At 73.2% G+C, this 17,238-nt stretch carries 31 protein-coding genes; 28 read left to right on the top strand and 3 right to left on the bottom strand.

All coding sequences use genetic code 11. The features are described from left to right. Positions 1–64: 64 nt before the first annotated feature. Complete coding sequence (locus ACWCXC_RS17240; protein ID WP_450889597.1) at positions 65–397, bottom strand: hypothetical protein; 333 nt, start codon at positions 395–397, stop codon at positions 65–67. Between the two features lie 10 nt (positions 398–407). Next, positions 408–821 (bottom strand): helix-turn-helix domain-containing protein, encoded by a 414-nt coding sequence (locus ACWCXC_RS17235; protein ID WP_450889595.1) that lies wholly within the window; start codon positions 819–821, stop codon positions 408–410. 284 nt (positions 822–1,105) lie between these two features. Here ACWCXC_RS17235 and ACWCXC_RS17230 point away from each other — a divergent pair, with 284 nt between their 5' ends. The 17 genes from ACWCXC_RS17230 to ACWCXC_RS17150 all read left to right on the top strand — a co-directional run bounded on the left by ACWCXC_RS17230 (position 1,106) and on the right by ACWCXC_RS17150 (position 9,386). Continuing rightward, positions 1,106–1,315: a helix-turn-helix domain-containing protein gene (locus tag ACWCXC_RS17230; RefSeq protein ID WP_450889593.1), complete on the top strand. Its 210-nt coding sequence runs from the start codon at positions 1,106–1,108 to the stop codon at positions 1,313–1,315. Continuing rightward, a complete protein-coding gene (locus tag ACWCXC_RS17225) occupies positions 1,312–1,524 on the top strand; it encodes a hypothetical protein (protein ID WP_450889591.1) in 213 nt (70 codons plus the stop codon). The genes ACWCXC_RS17230 and ACWCXC_RS17225 overlap by 4 nt, the downstream gene beginning before the upstream one ends. Before the next feature lie 91 nt (positions 1,525–1,615). Beyond that, on the top strand, positions 1,616–2,017 hold the full coding sequence (locus ACWCXC_RS17220) for a hypothetical protein (RefSeq protein ID WP_450889589.1): 402 nt from the start codon (positions 1,616–1,618) through the stop codon (positions 2,015–2,017). After that, positions 2,014–2,358, top strand: a complete 345-nt coding sequence (locus ACWCXC_RS17215) for a phiSA1p31-related protein (protein ID WP_450889587.1) — start codon at positions 2,014–2,016, stop codon at positions 2,356–2,358. The genes ACWCXC_RS17220 and ACWCXC_RS17215 overlap by 4 nt, the downstream gene beginning before the upstream one ends. Then, entirely contained in the window at positions 2,358–2,993 is a 636-nt protein-coding gene (locus ACWCXC_RS17210; protein ID WP_450889585.1) for a hypothetical protein, read from the top strand. The genes ACWCXC_RS17215 and ACWCXC_RS17210 overlap by 1 nt, the downstream gene beginning before the upstream one ends. Beyond that, on the top strand, positions 2,990–3,115 hold the full coding sequence (locus tag ACWCXC_RS17205; protein ID WP_385103983.1) for a hypothetical protein: 126 nt from the start codon (positions 2,990–2,992) through the stop codon (positions 3,113–3,115). The genes ACWCXC_RS17210 and ACWCXC_RS17205 overlap by 4 nt, the downstream gene beginning before the upstream one ends. 2 nt (positions 3,116–3,117) lie before the next feature. Then, complete coding sequence (locus ACWCXC_RS17200) at positions 3,118–3,420, top strand: hypothetical protein (RefSeq protein ID WP_450889582.1); 303 nt, start codon at positions 3,118–3,120, stop codon at positions 3,418–3,420. Beyond that, complete coding sequence (locus ACWCXC_RS17195; RefSeq protein ID WP_450889580.1) at positions 3,413–3,661, top strand: hypothetical protein; 249 nt, start codon at positions 3,413–3,415, stop codon at positions 3,659–3,661. Before ACWCXC_RS17200 ends, ACWCXC_RS17195 begins: the two co-directional genes overlap by 8 nt. Positions 3,662–3,863: 202 nt before the next feature. Continuing rightward, the gene (locus tag ACWCXC_RS17190; protein ID WP_450889578.1) at positions 3,864–4,331 is read left to right on the top strand and encodes a hypothetical protein; all 468 of its coding nucleotides are present in this window, start codon (positions 3,864–3,866) and stop codon (positions 4,329–4,331) included. A gap of 16 nt (positions 4,332–4,347) precedes the next feature. Next, entirely contained in the window at positions 4,348–5,895 is a 1,548-nt protein-coding gene (locus tag ACWCXC_RS17185; protein WP_450889576.1) for a helix-turn-helix domain-containing protein, read from the top strand. After that, entirely contained in the window at positions 5,892–6,209 is a 318-nt protein-coding gene (locus ACWCXC_RS17180; RefSeq protein ID WP_450889575.1) for a hypothetical protein, read from the top strand. Before ACWCXC_RS17185 ends, ACWCXC_RS17180 begins: the two co-directional genes overlap by 4 nt. Then, on the top strand, positions 6,206–6,730 hold the full coding sequence (locus ACWCXC_RS17175) for an Lsr2 family DNA-binding protein (protein WP_450889573.1): 525 nt from the start codon (positions 6,206–6,208) through the stop codon (positions 6,728–6,730). The genes ACWCXC_RS17180 and ACWCXC_RS17175 overlap by 4 nt, the downstream gene beginning before the upstream one ends. Continuing rightward, complete coding sequence (locus ACWCXC_RS17170; RefSeq protein ID WP_450889571.1) at positions 6,727–7,131, top strand: hypothetical protein; 405 nt, start codon at positions 6,727–6,729, stop codon at positions 7,129–7,131. Before ACWCXC_RS17175 ends, ACWCXC_RS17170 begins: the two co-directional genes overlap by 4 nt. Continuing rightward, the gene (locus ACWCXC_RS17165) at positions 7,128–7,448 is read left to right on the top strand and encodes a zinc finger domain-containing protein (RefSeq protein ID WP_450889569.1); all 321 of its coding nucleotides are present in this window, start codon (positions 7,128–7,130) and stop codon (positions 7,446–7,448) included. Before ACWCXC_RS17170 ends, ACWCXC_RS17165 begins: the two co-directional genes overlap by 4 nt. After that, on the top strand, positions 7,445–8,431 hold the full coding sequence (locus ACWCXC_RS17160; RefSeq protein ID WP_450889567.1) for a hypothetical protein: 987 nt from the start codon (positions 7,445–7,447) through the stop codon (positions 8,429–8,431). Before ACWCXC_RS17165 ends, ACWCXC_RS17160 begins: the two co-directional genes overlap by 4 nt. Next, a complete protein-coding gene (locus ACWCXC_RS17155) occupies positions 8,428–8,649 on the top strand; it encodes a hypothetical protein (RefSeq protein ID WP_450889565.1) in 222 nt (73 codons plus the stop codon). Before ACWCXC_RS17160 ends, ACWCXC_RS17155 begins: the two co-directional genes overlap by 4 nt. Continuing rightward, a complete protein-coding gene (locus ACWCXC_RS17150) occupies positions 8,646–9,386 on the top strand; it encodes a hypothetical protein (RefSeq protein WP_450889563.1) in 741 nt (246 codons plus the stop codon). Before ACWCXC_RS17155 ends, ACWCXC_RS17150 begins: the two co-directional genes overlap by 4 nt. A gap of 68 nt (positions 9,387–9,454) precedes the next feature. Here ACWCXC_RS17150 and ACWCXC_RS17145 read toward each other — a convergent pair whose 3' ends face one another. Further along, on the bottom strand, positions 9,455–9,709 hold the full coding sequence (locus tag ACWCXC_RS17145; protein WP_450889561.1) for a hypothetical protein: 255 nt from the start codon (positions 9,707–9,709) through the stop codon (positions 9,455–9,457). 134 nt (positions 9,710–9,843) lie between these two features. Here ACWCXC_RS17145 and ACWCXC_RS17140 point away from each other — a divergent pair, with 134 nt between their 5' ends. The 11 genes from ACWCXC_RS17140 (at position 9,844) to ACWCXC_RS17090 (ending at position 17,068) form a co-directional block, all read left to right on the top strand. Continuing rightward, positions 9,844–10,137 (top strand): hypothetical protein, encoded by a 294-nt coding sequence (locus tag ACWCXC_RS17140; RefSeq protein WP_450889559.1) that lies wholly within the window; start codon positions 9,844–9,846, stop codon positions 10,135–10,137. Then, positions 10,134–10,361 carry a hypothetical protein gene (locus tag ACWCXC_RS17135; protein WP_450889557.1) on the top strand — a complete coding sequence of 76 codons (228 nt, stop codon included), beginning with the start codon at positions 10,134–10,136 and terminating at the stop codon, positions 10,359–10,361. The genes ACWCXC_RS17140 and ACWCXC_RS17135 overlap by 4 nt, the downstream gene beginning before the upstream one ends. Next, on the top strand, positions 10,358–10,750 hold the full coding sequence (locus ACWCXC_RS17130) for a hypothetical protein (RefSeq protein ID WP_450889555.1): 393 nt from the start codon (positions 10,358–10,360) through the stop codon (positions 10,748–10,750). Before ACWCXC_RS17135 ends, ACWCXC_RS17130 begins: the two co-directional genes overlap by 4 nt. A 179-nt stretch (positions 10,751–10,929) precedes the next feature. Continuing rightward, positions 10,930–11,196, top strand: coding sequence for a MerR family transcriptional regulator (locus ACWCXC_RS17125; RefSeq protein ID WP_450889553.1), 267 nt, complete (start codon positions 10,930–10,932; stop codon positions 11,194–11,196). Positions 11,197–11,236: 40 nt separating this feature from the next. Then, positions 11,237–11,662 carry a hypothetical protein gene (locus tag ACWCXC_RS17120; protein ID WP_450889551.1) on the top strand — a complete coding sequence of 142 codons (426 nt, stop codon included), beginning with the start codon at positions 11,237–11,239 and terminating at the stop codon, positions 11,660–11,662. A gap of 65 nt (positions 11,663–11,727) precedes the next feature. Beyond that, complete coding sequence (locus ACWCXC_RS17115) at positions 11,728–11,979, top strand: hypothetical protein (RefSeq protein WP_450889549.1); 252 nt, start codon at positions 11,728–11,730, stop codon at positions 11,977–11,979. A 213-nt stretch (positions 11,980–12,192) separates the two neighbouring features. Next, a complete protein-coding gene (locus tag ACWCXC_RS17110) occupies positions 12,193–12,378 on the top strand; it encodes a hypothetical protein (RefSeq protein ID WP_450889547.1) in 186 nt (61 codons plus the stop codon). Between the two features lie 151 nt (positions 12,379–12,529). Beyond that, on the top strand, positions 12,530–13,012 hold the full coding sequence (locus tag ACWCXC_RS17105; protein WP_450889545.1) for a phage terminase small subunit P27 family: 483 nt from the start codon (positions 12,530–12,532) through the stop codon (positions 13,010–13,012). 15 nt (positions 13,013–13,027) lie between these two features. Beyond that, the gene (locus tag ACWCXC_RS17100) at positions 13,028–14,836 is read left to right on the top strand and encodes a terminase large subunit (RefSeq protein WP_450889543.1); all 1,809 of its coding nucleotides are present in this window, start codon (positions 13,028–13,030) and stop codon (positions 14,834–14,836) included. Beyond that, the gene (locus ACWCXC_RS17095) at positions 14,833–15,042 is read left to right on the top strand and encodes a hypothetical protein (protein WP_450889541.1); all 210 of its coding nucleotides are present in this window, start codon (positions 14,833–14,835) and stop codon (positions 15,040–15,042) included. The genes ACWCXC_RS17100 and ACWCXC_RS17095 overlap by 4 nt, the downstream gene beginning before the upstream one ends. 1 nt (position 15,043) lies before the next feature. After that, on the top strand, positions 15,044–17,068 hold the full coding sequence (locus tag ACWCXC_RS17090; protein WP_450889539.1) for a phage portal protein: 2,025 nt from the start codon (positions 15,044–15,046) through the stop codon (positions 17,066–17,068). Positions 17,069–17,238 lie beyond the last annotated feature (170 nt).

Genomic DNA, 17,238 nt, shown 5'->3' with positions numbered 1-17,238 from the left:
GGCGGAACGGAGAAGGGCTCCCCGATGGCACTGGGGAGCCCTGTGGCGTTGGTGCGGTGGTGCGTCACGTGGTGTTCTCCCGAGGGCGCCTGGCGCCCAGTTCGACGACGGTGCGGTTGGCGATCGGCGCGGTGGTGACCGTGGTGTCGTGGCGGATGATCTCTTTGGCCAGTGCTGCACTGTCGGCGAGGTGGATCTGCTGGTGGATGTGGGCGGTTGCGGCGCGGTGGCCGGTGACGGTGGTGGCGATTACTCCGAGCAGGGTGGTGATGGTGCCGGTGATGATCGTGGGCCCGACCACACGGCTGGTGAGCACGCCGGTGATGAGGACCGTGAGGCCGACGACGAGGACGAGTGCTGCGTAGATCACTGACGGGTAGACGGTGCGGTGCGACATGGCGACCTTCCTAGGAGGCGCCCTCCTCCCCTTTGGCGCGGAGGGCGCGGATGACGCTCAGGACTGCGTCCTGGTCTGAGGGTGTGGTGACACCGAGGGCCGTCAGCGCATCGTGCGGGGTGGGGGGTGCCTGTGGTGTGCGGGAGGCCGGAAGTTCGTCGGCGGGAAGGATCCCGGCCCGTACTAGAAGTGGCATGACCGGCACGCCGAGGGTCTTGCCCACGGCGAGGAGGGTCCGGATGGTGGGGGATCCGTCGTCGCGCAGCAGCCGTGAGACTGTGGCGACGGGAATGCCGGACGCCTCGGCGAAGCGTGCGTTACCGCCGCGTTCTGCGAGGTCGTATCCGTGACGTGGGAGTGCCCATCTGAGCCACTCGCCGACTGATGCGGCGAGTGGCGGTTCGGGGTGCGAGCCGGATGTCATGTCGACAATGTATCGCGCATGAGCGGTTCATAGTGAGTGATGGTCGGTTCTCTGCCATAGCTGACTCGTTTCCCCCGTGTCGGCTGATGCGGTCACGCTCCCACGGTATCGCACAAGCGATCGATTATTCATCGGTTCTGCACATTCCGCTTGCATACCGTCACACCAGCAACACGCTGACGTCAACCCGAACGGCCCATCTCAACCGTTTGTTCCATCCGCGATCGGTTCGTGCTACGTTCCATCCATGAACGATCGCCGTTCATGGATGAAAGAAGGCTCGCGTGAAATTCGACCCTCGCCCACTGCGCAGCGCCGCAGCGGCGGCAGGCGACAGCACGGTCGTCGCCATCGCCGAGCGCATCGGAATCCCGTACGTCTCCGTCCGCCGCTGGACCAGCGGCAGGGGGGAGCCGAAGGGCCCGGCCCTGGCCGCCATCGAGCGGGCATACGGGATCACCCCAGCCGCTCTCTACCCGAGCGACGCCGCATGAGCACCACCGACCTGACCCGCCGCGCCGCGCTCCGCCGAGCCGCCCGCGTCTGGCGCGCCGGCCTCGACTCCATGGACCGCATGCCGGTCGAGGCCGCCGCCCGCGCCTGCTACGTGCCCGGCGGGCCCTCGCTCCTCGAGCTGCAGAAGCGCATCGCCGCCGATCGCGCCGCCCGCGCCATCCCGGCGGCCCGCCGCGCGGCCGCCTGAGCCCCACAACAAACCGGGGCTGCCCAGACCCTGCACGGTCCGCGACAGCCCCTCACCGGCACCTCAGCCACTGACAGAAACCGAGGACACCGTGACCACCGAGACTACCCGCCCCGAGCCGACCGGCACGTTCGCCGACCTCGCGGCCGCCGCCCAGGCCCTGGCCCACCTGCAGGCCACGTACCCGACGCTGCCCGCCCTCTACATCTCCGTGCCGTCCACCGGCACCAGCCTGGACCTGCAGGCGGGAACACCGGGCGCGTACGAGGTCTGGCGCGCCGCTCTGGGGATCCCGCCGGCCGCGGTGGAGCTCCGGTCGTATTACGAGAGCGCCTGGCTGCACGCCTCCACCAGGGTCGAGGGCGTCGTCACGCTCCTGACCGGGCACGGCCTGCCGATCACCGGCGAGCAGGCGCGCGAGGACCAGGCCCCGGCCGACTCCCCGCGCGCCGAGGTCCTCCCGCTCGCGGACGCGGTCGGCGGTGCGGCATGACGACCGTCATCATCCCCGCGATCGTCGAGGCGGCCGGGATCACCTACGACTTGTCGCACGACCTGATTGATGTCTACGGCTGCCGCTGGACCTGGACCGGCGGAACGGACTCCACCGGCATGGCCCTGATGCGGACCGGCGACGACCCGGCGCAGCGGCTGACGTATGTCTACTGGACGTACGGACCGCTGATCCCCGCGCCGCGCCCCATCACGTACGCCGACCGGTACGCCGCGCTGACCGCACCGTCGTGCGCCGCGCCGGCCGAACCGGCGACGGCCGAGCCGACGCCGCTCACGTTCGCCGGCCTGCTGGCCCGGCTGCGCGGGAGGACGTCGTGATGAACCTCCGCCGCGTCGGAGCCGCGACGCGGGTGATCCTTGGCGCGCAGAAGACCGGCGTCACCCTGGCCGGGCCGCTCGCCCTGGCCCTCGAGGGTGCCGGGCTCCTGCGGCTGGCCGATGACCAGCCGGAGAAGACCACCCCGCCCACCGGGGCCGAGGTCACTGCGGCTGCGGTCACGGCCCGCACGACCGTCCTGTCCGCGCTCGCTCGGGCGCTGCGCGAGCAGCCCACCGGGGCCCGGATCCTCGAGGCGCTCGACGAGCTCGGGGAGGTCCTCGTCCAGGAGGGCGACGGGCCCGAGGCGAGGTCCTGGGCCGACGGCATCGCGCTCCTCGCCGGTCTGCCGGCCGCGCCCGGCGACGGCCTGACGGTGTACCGGGCCGCGCACGACTCGATCAGCTGCGGCCTGTACACCACGGCCGCCGCCGCGCAGCAGCGTTGCGAGGTCCTGATCAGCCGCGAGTACCCCGAGGGCGTGACCCTCTATTTCGAGTGGTGCGTGGACGAGGCGGACGAGGAGCTGCCCGGCCTCGAGCTGGACGTGGTGGCGGACGGCGAGCACGTCTCCACCGGCTACTCCGTCACCCCGGTCCCGGTCGCCGACGCGTACGACCCGGACGCCGACGAGTGACCGAGGAGCAGCTGCTGCTCGCGCTCCTCGCCCTCGGGGCGCTGAACCTCTTCGCGGTCGTCGTCGGCTGGATCGCAGACCGCCACATCACCCGCACCGCCCGCCACCGCAAGGAAGGCTGACCATGCCCGGCTTCAACACCCCGCCCAAGACCCGGAGCACGCGCAAGAAGAAGGAGCCGGCCAACGTTCTCGAGAACCTGCCGCGTCTCGGCCTGCACCCGGTGGCCCCGGGGACGTGCACCACGCCGCTCTGCGGCACCGTCGCGGACGAGACCGCCGAGTCCGAGCTGACGCCCGGGTGGGTGCGCGTTGGCGTCTACGGCTCGGCGGACCCGGATCGCATCTGGTGCTCCGGGCTGTGCGCCACGTACGGCGTCGCCCTGGCCGAGCTGCGCATCCAGACGCCGGAGACGGCCAGTGCGTGACGCTCTCGTCTCCGGTGCGGTCGTCGTCGCCGTGGGCCTGGCGCTCGTGCTCGCCAGTACGTGGACGCGCGGCCACCGGGGCCCGGCGATCGTCCCCGGCCCCCGCCGCCCGGCCGAGCCCCGCACCGACGGCGGCTACCTGCAGTGCAACTCCCCGGTGTGCGCGCACATGACGCGGTGGCACGACGTCGTCCCGGCGGGGCTCGCGTGCTCCCTGTGCGGCCGCGTCGTCGCCCCGTGAGCGGGAGCAGCAGGCCGTGCGGGGACGTCCCGCCGCACGGCCTGCTCTACGCCCGCCCTTACCCGCGCGGGTGGTGCTGCGACCGGCATACCCCGTCCGCGCTCGCTGGCCGGCCGGAGCCCCCGCCGGGGCCCGGCTGGCCCGCCGGGTCCTACCTCAACCTCGCCCAACCCGAACTGCCTGAAGAACAGGACCAGCAGCCGTGAACGCACCGCGCCGCCCGAGCCCGGCCGACATGCCCACCCGCCGCCGGGGCGCCCCCGCCCCGTCCGCCGCCGAGACCCCGGCCGCCCCGTCCGCCGTCGAGGACCAGCCCGGTCCGGCCAGCAGCCGGGACGGGTACCGCGACCTCTACCTGTATGGCATCAGCACGTCGAACCTCCTCGCCCACCACAAGCTCACCGCGTACGCCCTGGCCACCCACGCGGGCCAGGACGGCCGGATCGAGCCCCGCGACCAGCCCCGCCTCCTCGGCCTGGTCCACGACACCGGCCTCTACGCCGGGCAGGTCGCCGTCGCCCTCACCGTCCTGCGCCAGCGCGGCTGGATCCGGCAGGCCCGGCGCCGCGACCGGTTCGAGGTCGCCGACTTCATCCTCACCATCCCCGAGCCGCTGGAGCCCCGCCTGCGCAGGCAGCGCGCCGCCCAGCAGTCCCAGCCCGCTACCTGACCCTCTGGAGCATCCGTTGACCGCCGCCGTCGCGCACGCAGTAGCACCCGCTGCTGCTGCGCCGTGCCCGCAGCCGCCCCGCGCGGCCGCCGAGGCACGGCCGCGCACCGGCGGCGGTCAGCGCGTGCGCGTCCCCCTGCGCCTGGTTGTAGGCGCTCAGTACGCCGATGCGGCCCTGAGCGTCTACATCAAGATCGCAGCGCTCGCGATGCGCCCCGAGAACTGCCTCGCCAAGGTCGCCACGATCGCTGAGTACCTCGGCCTGTCCAAGTCGTCGGTCGAGCGCGCCCTGACGCAGCTCACCACGGCCGGCAGCGACGGCATCGCCGAGGTCATCACCGTCCGGCACACGTCCCGTGACGGTGAGGGCGAGTCCGCCGAGCGCTGGGTGCGCACGATGGACGAGAACGAGCTGTTCGTCTGGCTCCCTGCCCGCGCAGCGACCTCGCTGCCCCCGCGCCAGCTGCGCCTGTACGCGGCGATCAGCTACGCCCAGGTGCGCCGCATGCCGCTGACCCTCGCCGAGCTGCGCGCCGTCGTGCGCCACCAGTACGGCGACAGCGCCGGACAGCCCCTCGGCGAGCGGCAGGTGATGCGGCTCCTGGACGAGCTCGAGACCTCCGGCTGGATCACGATCCACCGCCGCCAGGGCCCGCGCGGCCGCCACGCCTACGAGGCCCACCTGCGCCCGCTCCACCCCGTCCAGGACAACGCCCCCAAAGAGCCGGCCACCGCGACCCCTGACATACATGACGGATCGGCTCCCCGCACAGCTGACGGATCCCTCGCGACTGAGGAAGACCGTAGGACTGACCGACCGTTGACGAGCGCGGGGGTGGGTTGTGGGATCCGCCGTAGGCGAGACGCGGGTAGTAGTAGGGCCGCGGGCCACGGCGAAAGGCGCAGCAACAGCGGCGGGGCCGCCCCGGCCGCGTACACCGGTCCCGGGCTGCAGCTCTCGCCGAGGGTCTGGACCGTCCTTGAGCCCGTCCGGCACGAACTGCAGGGCATCCGGGCGTACGTGCTGCGGCGCATCGGGCACGAGATCGGCCGCCAGCTGTCCGCCGGGGCCGGGGCCGAGCGCCTGACCGCCCGCCTGACCCGCCGGTGGGCCACCACGGACGCCCCGCACCGCGGCGACGTCGGCCGGTGGATCCTCGGCGCCGGTCTGCCCCGGCGCGGCTGCGGCCTCGCGGCGTGCGAGGACGGCATCACCTGGCACACCGGCGACCGCTGCCCCATCTGCCACGACAACCAGATGCACGCCCTGCAGGCCGCCGCCGGGGCGCAGCAGCAGGACGTCGTCCAGGAGCAGCCGCCCGAACCGCCGCCGCGCCCGACGCCGGTGGCGTGGGTGGCGGTGCCCGCCCCGGCGGTGAGCGACTGCCCGCCGGTGCCGGACGCGGCAGGCCGTGCCGAGCTGCGCGCGGCCGCGACGCCGGACACGGTCCGCCAGGCCATCGCCGACCACGGCCGGGCCCAGGCCACCTACCTCTACGGCCACGCCCTGGTCCTCCCGCACCTCGCCGAGCTCGACCCCGACCCCGAAGGGACACCCGCATGAAGCCCAGCACCGCTCACATCACCACCTGCCGCCGCTGCGGCGCCCGGATCTGCTGGGCGCTCACCACCGCGCGCGGGCGCCGGCAGCCGGTCGACGCCGAGCCGACCACGGCGGGGAACCTTGCGGTGATGCAGGCCGCCGACGGGGTGCTGTACGTCCGGGCGGTGACCGCGGCCCGGCCCGACATCCGGCCCGGCGAGTGGCCGGCCATGCCCCACCACGCCACCTGCACCGCCCAGCCGCCCCGGCGCCCCGCCCGGCCCGCCGGGGAGCGGCAGCGCACCGGCGTCCGCCCGGTCCCGTGGCAGCGGTGACGATCGCCGCCCTGCGCGCCCTCCTCGACGAGGAGCTGCCCGACGTCCCCCGCCATCCGGCACCCCAGCACAACGCCAGGAAGAGGAAGCGCATGAACCAGCAGCCGGCCCCGGGTCCTCGCCCCGCGCAGGACACCACCCACTCCTACGACGAACCCCCGCTGTCCACCGGGGCCCTGATCGCCTGGGCCATCGCGCACAGCACCAAGAGCATCGCCCGCAAAGGGGTCCAGGCCCGCGAGCTCCTCGCCGAGCTGCGCACCCTGCGCGCCGACGCCGAGCGGATCGCCCAGGCCGACGCCGAGGAACAGCGCCTTCTGGAGGCTCTCGCCGCCGTACGGGCCCGCAAGGAGCAGCTGCGCCCCCGCCGGAAGACGACCGCGCCGGGGACGGCCACGGCTACTCAGGCTGCCGTTCGGGCGTGGGCCCGCTCGAAGGGTCTGCCGGTCGCCGAGCGCGGGTCCATCCCCGCGTCCGTCGTCGAGGCGTGGAAGGCCGCGCAGGACGGCGGTGCCCGGTGACGCCCGATCAGGTCGACCGCGTCCGCGAACTGGCCGCGGCCGGCCGGTCGGACCGGGAGGTCGCCGAGGACCTCGGGGTGTCGTGGCGCACCGTGCTGCGGGCCCGGAACCGTCACAACATCCCGAGCGCCTGGACGCCGACGCTGAGCGGGTGCGGGTCCGCGGGCGCGTACAAGAGGGGCTGCCGCTGCCCGGTCTGCCGGACCGCCCACTCTGCCCGGCTCGCCGCCGGGCGCGCCGACCGGTACGCGCGCCGCGCCGCCGGGACCGCGACCTTCACCCACGGGACGTCCGCGTACAAGAACTGGGGATGCCGCTGCCCCGTCTGCTGCCGCGAGGCGCACCTGGACAACGCCGCCCAGTACCGGGCCCGCCGCGCACGGAGCGGGAGCGCCCAGTGATCCCCGTTCTCGCGACCGCCGCGCTCGTCGTGATCGTCACCGCGATGCTCACCGGGCACATCGCCCACCCCCGCCGTATCACCGCCACCACGCCCGGGACCGCCGCCGAGGACCGGGCCGCCATCGAGGAGCACGACATGCCCAAGCCCCCGCCCGAGCCCGACTTCGTCCGCTTCCCGGCCCTGGCCGTCGCCTGCCCCGAGTGCGGCTCCGCCCCCGGTGTCCTGTGCACCAGCCATAGCGGCACCCGGTACCGCCGCTCCGACGTCCACCAGGCCCGCACCGCGGCCTACAACGCACAGAGGACCGCCCAGTGACCACCGCCGCCGCCATGGCCTACATCGTCACCTTCTACGGGACGCCCACGGCCATCACCACCAGCCTGCCCGCCGCCCAGGACGCCGCCCTTGCCAAGCGGACTCGCCCCGAGGCCACCGACCGCTACGAGAACCACTGGACCGAGCACAGCCCGGGTCACTGGCGCCTGATGTCTCGGCAGGCCGGCCACGGGGGCCGGTGGACGTGGACGCAGTACGCCGTCCTGACCGCCCCGCTCCTGCCCACCGCGCCGGTTTCCGTCCTGCCTCCCGAGCAGCCGTGCACCGACCCGCGCCACACCGGGCCGCTCCGCGAGCAGCTCGGCTGCTCGGGCCCCGACCCGGCCGTCCGCCGCGACCGGTACGCGGCCGCCCTCGCAGCAGCTGACGGCCATGAGTGGGAGGCCATCGTGAACGGGTATCCGGCCGATGCCGAGGACTACCGCCGGGAGGCGGCCGCAGTGATGGCCGTGGCCGATGCCGAGCAGCAGCCCGCGCCCGCCCCTGCCGCGCCCGCCGACCTCCGCGACCGCATCGCCCAGGCGCTGAACGACGCGGACACCTACGCGCAGATCCAACGCCGAGACGACCGCGAGCGCCTCGCCGACGCGGTGATGGCCGTCCTGCCCGCGCCCGCCGACCGGGCCGCCGTGCACGTGGCTGCCGAACGCGACTGCCTCGCCATGGCCGTGATGTTCGCCCGCCAGTGGAAGCCGGACGCGCCCATGAGCCTGCGCGACGGCATCGACGAGATCCTCGCGACGATGCCCAGCCGCCCGGCCGACGAGGTACAGCCCGAGCCGGTCGACATCGAGGAGAGTCACGAGGACGCCGCGCGCCGGTTCGCCCGCCGCCTGCACGCCGTAGAGCAGCTGTGCGCGGGCCGCCCCGGCTACGACACTGTCACCGTCAAGGCCGTGCTCACCGCCATGAGCGAGGCCGACGAGGCACAGCAGCCCGAGACCGAGGAGCTGCGGCCGTGAGCGTCCGGTACGTCGTCGTCTGTGACCGGGCCGGGCCCCACGGTGTCTGCGCCGCCCAGCTGCACACCGGGGCCCGGTCCGTGGACGAGGCGACCGCGGCCGCCGAGCGCGCCGGGTGGGAGATCAACGGCAGCCCGGACTACTGCCCCGGGCACTCCCGCGCGCCGCGCCCCGCACCGCCGCCCACCCCGATCCGCCGAGGAGGACCCCAGCCGTGATCCCGAACCCCTGCAGCATCTGCCACCAGCACGCCCCGGCCGACTGCTACCTGTGCGACGCCTGCACGTACCGGGTCCGGTCCTGGCTGGCCGGCCTGCCCCAGCAGGCAGCCCTCCTCCGGCTCTGCCTGGCCCCGGCCGTGGGCCCGGCGCAGCGCGGCGGCAGCGGGCGCGCGCACTCGCCGGTGCCCGTCGACCTCCGCGTCCTGGACCTCCTCGGCCCCGGGAGCCCCGTGCCGCTGGCCGACCCGCACGGCGACCAGACCGCCGGTGTGCCCATCACCGCGCTGCTCGCCGGGTGGGCGCACTACATCGCCACGGACGTCCCGGTCGTCCGCGTCGGCCCCGACGGTGTGGTGCGCACCGGCGGGGACCTCCGGGCGGTGGCCGTGCCCCGGTCCGGGACGGGCATCACCGCCTGGTCGACGTGGCTGATCCGGTACCTGCCGTACGCGGTGACGAGACCGTACGCCGTGGACCTGCACGAGCAGCTGCAGCACCTGGCGGACCGGATCCAGCGGATCACGCACACCCGGCCCCGCCGCCGCCACAAGGACGCGCCCTGTCCGGGCTGCAGCGCCTTCGCCCTGGTCGAGCAGGACACCGAGCTGCTCATCACCTGCGAGGCGTGCGGTCAGGTCCTCACCCCGGCCGGGTACGACCAGCACCGCGCCCAGGTGATGCCCGCCCTCGCCGCCATCGCCCTGCGCATCGCCGCCCGCCAGGCCGCCGCGTGACCCGGGCCCGCCCCGCACACCGCTGCGCCCCGCTCGTTGTTCACGGGCGGGGCGCAGCGGGTGGTCGGTCAGTCCTCGGGAGGGCGTTGGAGGTCGGTGCGGCGGCCCTGCGTCATCCCGGCCTGCCGGGCGGCCCAGTACTGATCGAACCAGTCCACGGGGTACTCGGGGCGGGTGCTGCCGGGCCGGTAGACGGGTGCCGGCCAGCCCTCGGCCGGGTTGCTGGCGAGCCGGTGGATCAGGGTCCGGGACCGGCCGACGCGCGCCGCGAGTCTCGGGATGGTCATGGTGGCCGGCGGGTCCTCGGAGTGGTCGGTCGTCATGGGCGCATCCTCCCCGAGAGGTGTGGACATTGTCCACACTTCTCGCTACGGTCGGCAACAGAACGGCCCCGGCTGGAGTTCGCACCTCCGACCGGGGCCAGCCGACCCACCTGTCCAACCAGGAGGACCGACCCATGGATCGTAACCGCGCGCCCGGCGCCCCGGCGTCCCTCACCGAGGAGACCCGCCTGCTCCTCGGCCGGCTCGCCGACCACCTCGACACCCGTCGCCCGCACGCCCTGATGCTGGAGCCCATCCGCCTCGCCCGCGCCCTCGTCCTCGCCGAGCAGCTGCACGGACCCACCGAGCAGGCCTACGCCGCCGAGCAGGCCCTGCTCGCCGCCGCCCCGCCCGTCGACCACGACCAGACCCGCGCCCAGTACGCCGCGCTCCTCCGCACCATCGCCGCCGAGGGGGCCGGCCGATGACCGACACCCCCACCGGCGCCTACTCCCCGCTGTACGACGAGCAGCGCGACGGCACCCCCGCTCTCCTCTCGCTCCATCACGCGGTGGACCTGGCCCGCCAGGCCCTTGCCGAATCCGCGGCCACGAACATTCACGACAGCGACCAGACGCTGCGCACCGCCGTTCGCCTCGAGTGCCGCCTGCGCGCCCTTGTCGCCACCCTCGACGCGGAGGCCGGCCGATGACCGAGCTCACCGTGACGGAGCGGCGCACCCGCGTTCACCAGCTGGCGCGCACCGGCGCATCCCAGCGCGCCATCGCGGCGCAGCTCGGCGTCGGCAAGGACACCGTCCGCCGCGATCTGGCGCACCCTGCGCCGCCCGTCGAGACACCGGCGCAGCAGCATGCGCGCCGGGCGGCGCAGACCGACGACGCGATGCGCCAGCTCTGCGCCGCAGCTCAGGCCGCCATCGACGCCGACCCGGCGCACACCATCACCGACGACGAGACGGCCCGGCGCTGGTGGACCGAACTGCGCGCCACCGCAGATTCCCTGCTGGCGCACGCCGACCGGTTCGCCGACTACTACCCCGGCGCAGGTGCCCGCGTCGCCGAGGCAGACGGCGCGCCATGACGGTGACTGGCGCGCCAGGGCCCCGCTCCTACAGCAAGCAGGAGCGGGGCCCGGCGCGTCCGACCGAGTCCCGCTGGACATGATCACCATTTGGCGTCACACTGCTGCCAGCACCACACGTGTGCCCAGCGAGCCCCTGACCGGCGGTCAGGGGCTTTCGTACGCCCGGACGGAGGGTCATGGCCCCCACGCTGCTCACCACCGCCCAGGCCGCCGCCCAGGCCGACCGCGCCCGCCAGGCCCTCACCGCCGGGGCCGCACGCATCCGGCCCGCGACCGTCCGCCAGTGGCGCACCCGCGGCCACATCGCCCCCTGCGGACTCACCGAGCGCGGCCACCCCCTGTACAGCGTCGGGGCCGTCGCGAGAGCCGAGGTAGCCACCCGCGGGCGCGCACTGCGCCTGCTCGGCCTCCCCGAGTCCCTCACAGCTCCCTCACATCCGTGACACGATCTCCCCCACGTCTGACATATCCCAGGGGGGGATCATGCGCATCCGCAGCACCGCCACCATCACCGTCTGCCTGCTCGCCGCCACGCTCACCGCGTGCAGCAGCGACAGCGACGACAAGGCCGCCGCACCCGAGCCCAGCGCCACGGTCAACCAGGCCGACATCGACGCGGCACGCAAGGCCGCCGGCCTGCCGCCCCGGCCGGACGCGGCCACCACCGCCGCCTACATCAAGGCCCTGGACGCCATCGACCGCGACATCGTCCACGGCAAGACCGAGAAGGCCGTCAGCCGCGGCTCGGACACCTGCGGCCTCATCAAGCGGTTCCCCGGCGACGAGGCCAAGCAGGCCGACCAGACCAACCAGCGGTGGTCCAGCCCCACCCACCCCGACGGGCACGGCCTCGCCACGGCCAAGAAGATCCTCACCGTCACCCACAAGCACCTCTGCCCCGACTTCTGACCCGACCACCCGAGCCCGGCCCGCACCACGCAGGCCGGGCTCACGCACGCCCAGGAGGCGCGCCCATGGCGTTCAGCATCACGGTGCCCGTCCAACTGACCGTCCCCGTCCTCGGCGACGACCTCGCAGGGCGCAGCCTCGGCACGATCGACCTGGACATCACCGACGGGGTGATCTCCGAGGACCAGCTGCGCGCCCGCCTGGGCGAACTCCTCATCGCGGCCGGCCAGTACCTCAGTACGACCCGGGAGTACCCCGACACCGGAGGCGAGACCGAGCCCACTGCGGGAGACGCGAGCACCCCGACCACCCCCTGACCCAAGGGAACACGCACCAGGAGGTGACCGATGCCGACGCGAGCACCGAGGCCCTGCACCACTCCAGGCTGCCCCGGCACCCCCACCCCCGGGTCCGGGAAGTGCCCCCGCTGCGCCCGGCCCCGTCCCCGTCCCTCCGCTGCTGCGCAGGGGTACGGGCGAGAGCATGAACGCCGGTTCCGTGCGGGGGTCCTGGCCCGCGATCCGGTGTGCGTGCTGTGCCGGAGGGCGCCGAGCGAGCACGCGGACCACTGGCCGCTGTCCAAGCGCGAGCTGATCGCGCGCGGCCTGGACGACCACGACCCCCGGCGCGGCCGCGGGCTCTGCCACTCCTGCCACTCGGCCGAGACGGCCAAGCACCAGGCCGGCGGGTGGAACCGTCGCGGGCCGGAGTACTGAGAGTTACGGGGTAGGGGGGCCTGAATTCCTGGCCCGGGGCCCCGCGGAACGCGGGGGGGAGCCCCCTCCCGCGCTGACAGGTTTCAGGATCCGCCGTACCAGGGCGCCCGCCGTAACAATGTGTGACCACATGTGACCACTGGGGGTGATCATGGGCAGGCGTGGACCCGCTCCGAAACCCACCGCGCTGCGCGTGCTGCACGGCGACCGGCGCGACCGCATCAACACCGCCGAGCCGCAGCCCGACGCCCTCGACGTACGGCCGCCCGACTGGCTGAGCACCGAGGCCCTCGAGGTGTGGGAGCACCTTGCCGAGGACCTCGCCGCCAAGGGAGTCCTCACCGCCTGGGACGTCGAGGCGTACGCCAACTGGTGCGACGCCGTGGTCCGTCGGCGCGACGCTGCCGCGCATGTCGCCGCCGAGGGCGCGGTGGTGGAGCTCCCCGTCTACAACAAGAACGGCGACCTGACCGGCCACCGGCAGGGGAAAAACCCGTGGCTCCTGGCGCTCGACGCGGCCGACGCCCAGGTCCAGCGGTACGGCGCCCGGTTCGGCCTGACCCCGTCCGACCGCAGCCAGCTGAACATTTCGCCGGCAGCGGACCCGGCCGGAGCGGAGCGGCTGCTGTCCTGATCCCTGGGGGTGGTCATGGCTGCGCAGACCACCGCGAGGCCCGCACGGTCCAAGGCCGCCACCCGCCCGCCGGGACGCCGGCGTGCGCTGCGCATCGACCACACCAAGCGGTGGCGGCCGCGGTCGCGCAAGGGCGGGCCCTGCGGCTACACCCTGGACGGCAAGACGTGCAAACGCGCGGGCGCGCACTACTGCGAGCCGCGCGCCGACCGCGTCGTGAAGTTCTTCGCCGAGCTCCTCGTCCACCCTGCCGGCGCGCTGGCGAATCACCGGTTCGAGCTGGCGCCGTGGCAGGAACACGAGATCATCCGGCCGCTGTTCGGCGAGGTTCACTGGTCGGACCAGTGGGGCCGGTACGTCCGCCGCTACACCCGGGCCACGATCGTCATGGCCCGCAAGAACGGCAAGAGCGCGCTGCTGTCCGGGATCGCGCTGTACATGCTCGTCGGGGACGGCGAGGAGTCCGCGGAGATCTACGGCGCGGCCGCCAACACCCGCCAGGCCGGGAAGGTGTTCGAGCCCTGCACCAAGATGGTGCGGAAGTCGCCGGTCCTCGCTGCCCGCCTGGACCACATCAAGAACCAGCGGCGCCTGGTCGACGAGCAGACCGGCTCCCACTACGAGGTCATCCCGGCCGACGCGGACAACGAGCTCGGCCACTCGCCGCACTGCTTCATCCTGGACGAGGTCCTCTCCCAGCCGGACGACTCGCTGTGGAAGGCGATGCGTACGGCGGCCGGTGCGCGCACTCAGCCGCTGATGATCGCGATCACGACCGAGACGTCCGACCAGGTGTCGTTCGGGGCCGAGTTCATCGACGAGGCCGACCGGGTCATGGAGGACCCGGCACGGGCCCCGCACCACTTCGCGTTTGTGCGGAAGATGCCGCGCACGGTCGACGAGCTCGAGCGGCTGTGGCGCCTGTTCCCGGCCCGGCCCGAGCTCCCCGTCTCGATCGATCCGTGGGACGAGGCGAACTGGTCCTGGCCCAACCCGGGCCTGGGGAACTTCCTGTCGATCCAGTCGCTGCGGGAGGAGGCCGAGGAGGCCCAGCAGAACCATTCCGCGGAGAACGGGTTCCGGCAGTTCCGCCTCAACCAGCGTGTTTCCCAGGTGACTCGGTGGATCCCGATGGACCTGTGGGACATGAACGCCCGGGAGATCGCTCCGCACCCCGGATGGATCGCCGGGCGCCTCGAGGGCCAGCGCGGGTTCGCCGGGCTGGACCTCTCCTCGAAACTCGACCTGACTGCCTGGACGTTGTTGTTCCCCGACGGGTCGATGCTGTGGCGGTTCTGGGCGCCCGAGTCCATCGCCGACCACCTCGACGAGCACACCGGCGGCGCGTTCTCCGAGTGGGCGCGCGACGGCTGGGTCACGCTGACCGACGGCGACACGATCGACTACGACACGATCTACGACGACATCGAGACGGACCACCAGCTGTACCGGATCGTCGACATCACGTACGACAAGTGGTGCGGCGAGCCCGTCCGTCAGGAGATCGAGAAGCGGACCCGGCTCAAGACCGTGGAGTCCGACACCACGTACAGCCGGATGACGCCGCCGATGGCGGAGTTCATGCGCGGCCTCAAGGCCCGGGAGTACGCGCACTACGGGAATCCGGTAGCCCGGTGGATGGCCGACAACCTCGAGTGCAAGAGCCCCCGGGACGACCCCGACCGTATCCGGCCGGTGAAGCCGGACCGCGGGAAGACCGGCAAGCGCATCGACGGGATGCCCTCGCTGCTGTTCGCCATCGACGGCTCCATGCGCGGCCTTCCCGCTCCGTCCATCTACGAGACCCAGGGCATGTCCCTGTGACCCAACGGGAGGTGGCGGTGGACCGCTACGACGTCCTGGCCCTGCTCGGCATCGCGTGCCTCGGCTGCGGCCTGGGCCTGCTCGCCCCCTGGCTGGGCCTCGCCACCGCGGGCCTGGTCCTGCTCGTCCTCGGCGTGGGCGGCGCCCTCGCCGCCGAACGGGCCACGCGCACGGATCAGCTCATCAAGGCCCGGACGGGAGGCTGACATGGGGTTCCTGCGATCCGTCGCCCGCGCGACGGCCGGCCCGCTCTCCGGGATCGCCACCCCCGAGCGATGGGTGGAGGAGTGGTTCTCCGGCGGCTCGGCCAACTCGGCCGGGATCCGCGTCGACCAGGACACCGCCCTGCAGTACGCCCCGTTCTTCGCCGGGGTGCGGGTCCTGTCCGAGGACCTCGCCGGTCTGCCGCTCCACCTGTATGAGCGGATGCCCGGCCGGGGGAAACAACGGGCCGAGGACCACCCGCTGTACGGGCTGCTGCACGACCAGCCGAACCCGATGATGACGTCCGTGCAGCTGCGCGAAACGCTGCAGGGCCACGCACTCACGTGGGGCAACGGCGTGGCCCAGCTCGTCACCAACAAGCAGAGCGGCGTGATCGAGGAGATCTGGCCACTGCGCCCCGACCGGCTGCGCATCTGCATCAAGCGGACCGGGCCCGGGGCCTTCCGGCGGCTGTACCAGTACCGCGATGAGGTCAACGGGATCAGCGCGACGCTCATGGACGACGAGGTCCTGCACGTGGCCGGCCTCGGGTTCGACGGGGTACGCGGGTACTCCATCGTCGAACACGCCGCGAACGCAATCGGGCTGGGCCTGGCCACCGAGCACTACGGCGCCAAGTTCTTCTCCAACGGCGGCGCCCCGGGCGGCGCCCTGTCCCACCCGCAGAACCTTTCACCCGAGGCCCGCAAGCGCATGGCGGCCGACTGGGAGAACATCCACTCCGGCATCGACCGCGCGCACCGCGTCGCGATCCTCGAGGAGGGGGTGACCTGGCAGCAGGTCGGCATCCCCAACGACAACGCCCAGTTCCTCGAGACGCGCAAGCTGCAGGTCACCGAGATCGCGCGGTGGCTGCGTCTGCCACCGCACAAGATCGGCGACCTCGAGCGGTCGACGTTCTCCAACATCGAGCAGCAGCAGCTCGACTACGTCGCATCCGCGCTGAACATCTGGCTGGTGAGGTGGGAGCAGGCGATCGTCACGCAGCTGCTCCTCCCCGAGGAGCGGCGCCGGTACTACGCCGAGCACCTGGTGGACTCGCTGCTACGCGGCGACACCCTCGCCCGGTACCAGGCGTACGCGGTGGGCCGCCAGTGGGGATGGCTGTCCGCGAACGACGTCCGCGACAAGGAGAACCTCAACCCGGTGGAAGGCGGGGACGACTACCTCGTCCCGCTCAACATGGTGCCGGCCGGACGCTCGGCCGCCCCGGCGCTCGAGTCCGCCGCGATGCGTACGGCCCGCCTCATGCGCGGCCGCGGTGCGGTGCTCCGCGACAAGCTCGCCGACCAGTACGCGCCGAAGATCGAAGCGAGCGTCACGGAGATCGTGGCCCTCGAGTCGGAGAAGGTCACCGAGCTGCTCGCCGAGCACCTCGACCCGCAGCGCGGGCGCACCGGCACACGGTCCATCGCCTCGTTCCTCTCCGGCCTGGACGCCCTGTACGCGGCGGACGGCCCGATAGCCGAGCGCCTGGCCGCCCTGTGGGTGCCGCTGTTCCAGCTGTTCGCCGCGGACGTCTCGGCCGACGCGGCCGAGGAGGTCGGCCACGAGGACACCGTGGACCTGACGGAGTGGGCCCGCGCCTACGCCCTGGCCCACACGCAGTACCAGGTGTCGTCCTCGTACGGACAGCTCCGCAACGTCACGGACAAGGCGGACAACGCCGAGTCGGTGGTGGCCGACGTCCTCGAGCGCCTGGCCCGCTGGAAGGCCGAGCAGCCCGAGCGCGTCACCACGTGGCAGACCAGTCAGCTCCCGAACGCGGCCGCGCGCGAGACGTGGCGTGCGGCCGGTGTGACGCGGGTGCAATGGGTGGCCCGCGGCTCCGAGAACTGCCCGTACTGCAAGAAACTCGACGGCGCCGTCCGCAACATCGACGACGCGTTCATCGCCAAGGGCGAGAGCCTCGAGGGCGACGAGGACGGCGAGCAGCTCACCGCGAAGCGGAACACATTCCACCCGCCGGTTCACGCCGGGTGCGACTGCCAGGTGGTGCCGCTGTGAGCGCCGGCATGGAACCGGGGGCCTGCTCGGTCTGCGGCGGCCCGGCCGAACGCGGACCGTCCGGCGCGTGGTGGCACACAGACACCTCCTGCAGCGCCGCCCCGCACACCGATGGCATCCCGGCCGGACCGGTCCGGTTCGTGCCCGCACGGCGCCAGCAGGATGCGGCG

This window comes from Streptomyces sp. NPDC001515 (assembly GCF_053597115.1).
This window is presented reverse-complemented; position numbering and strand designations above follow the sequence as displayed.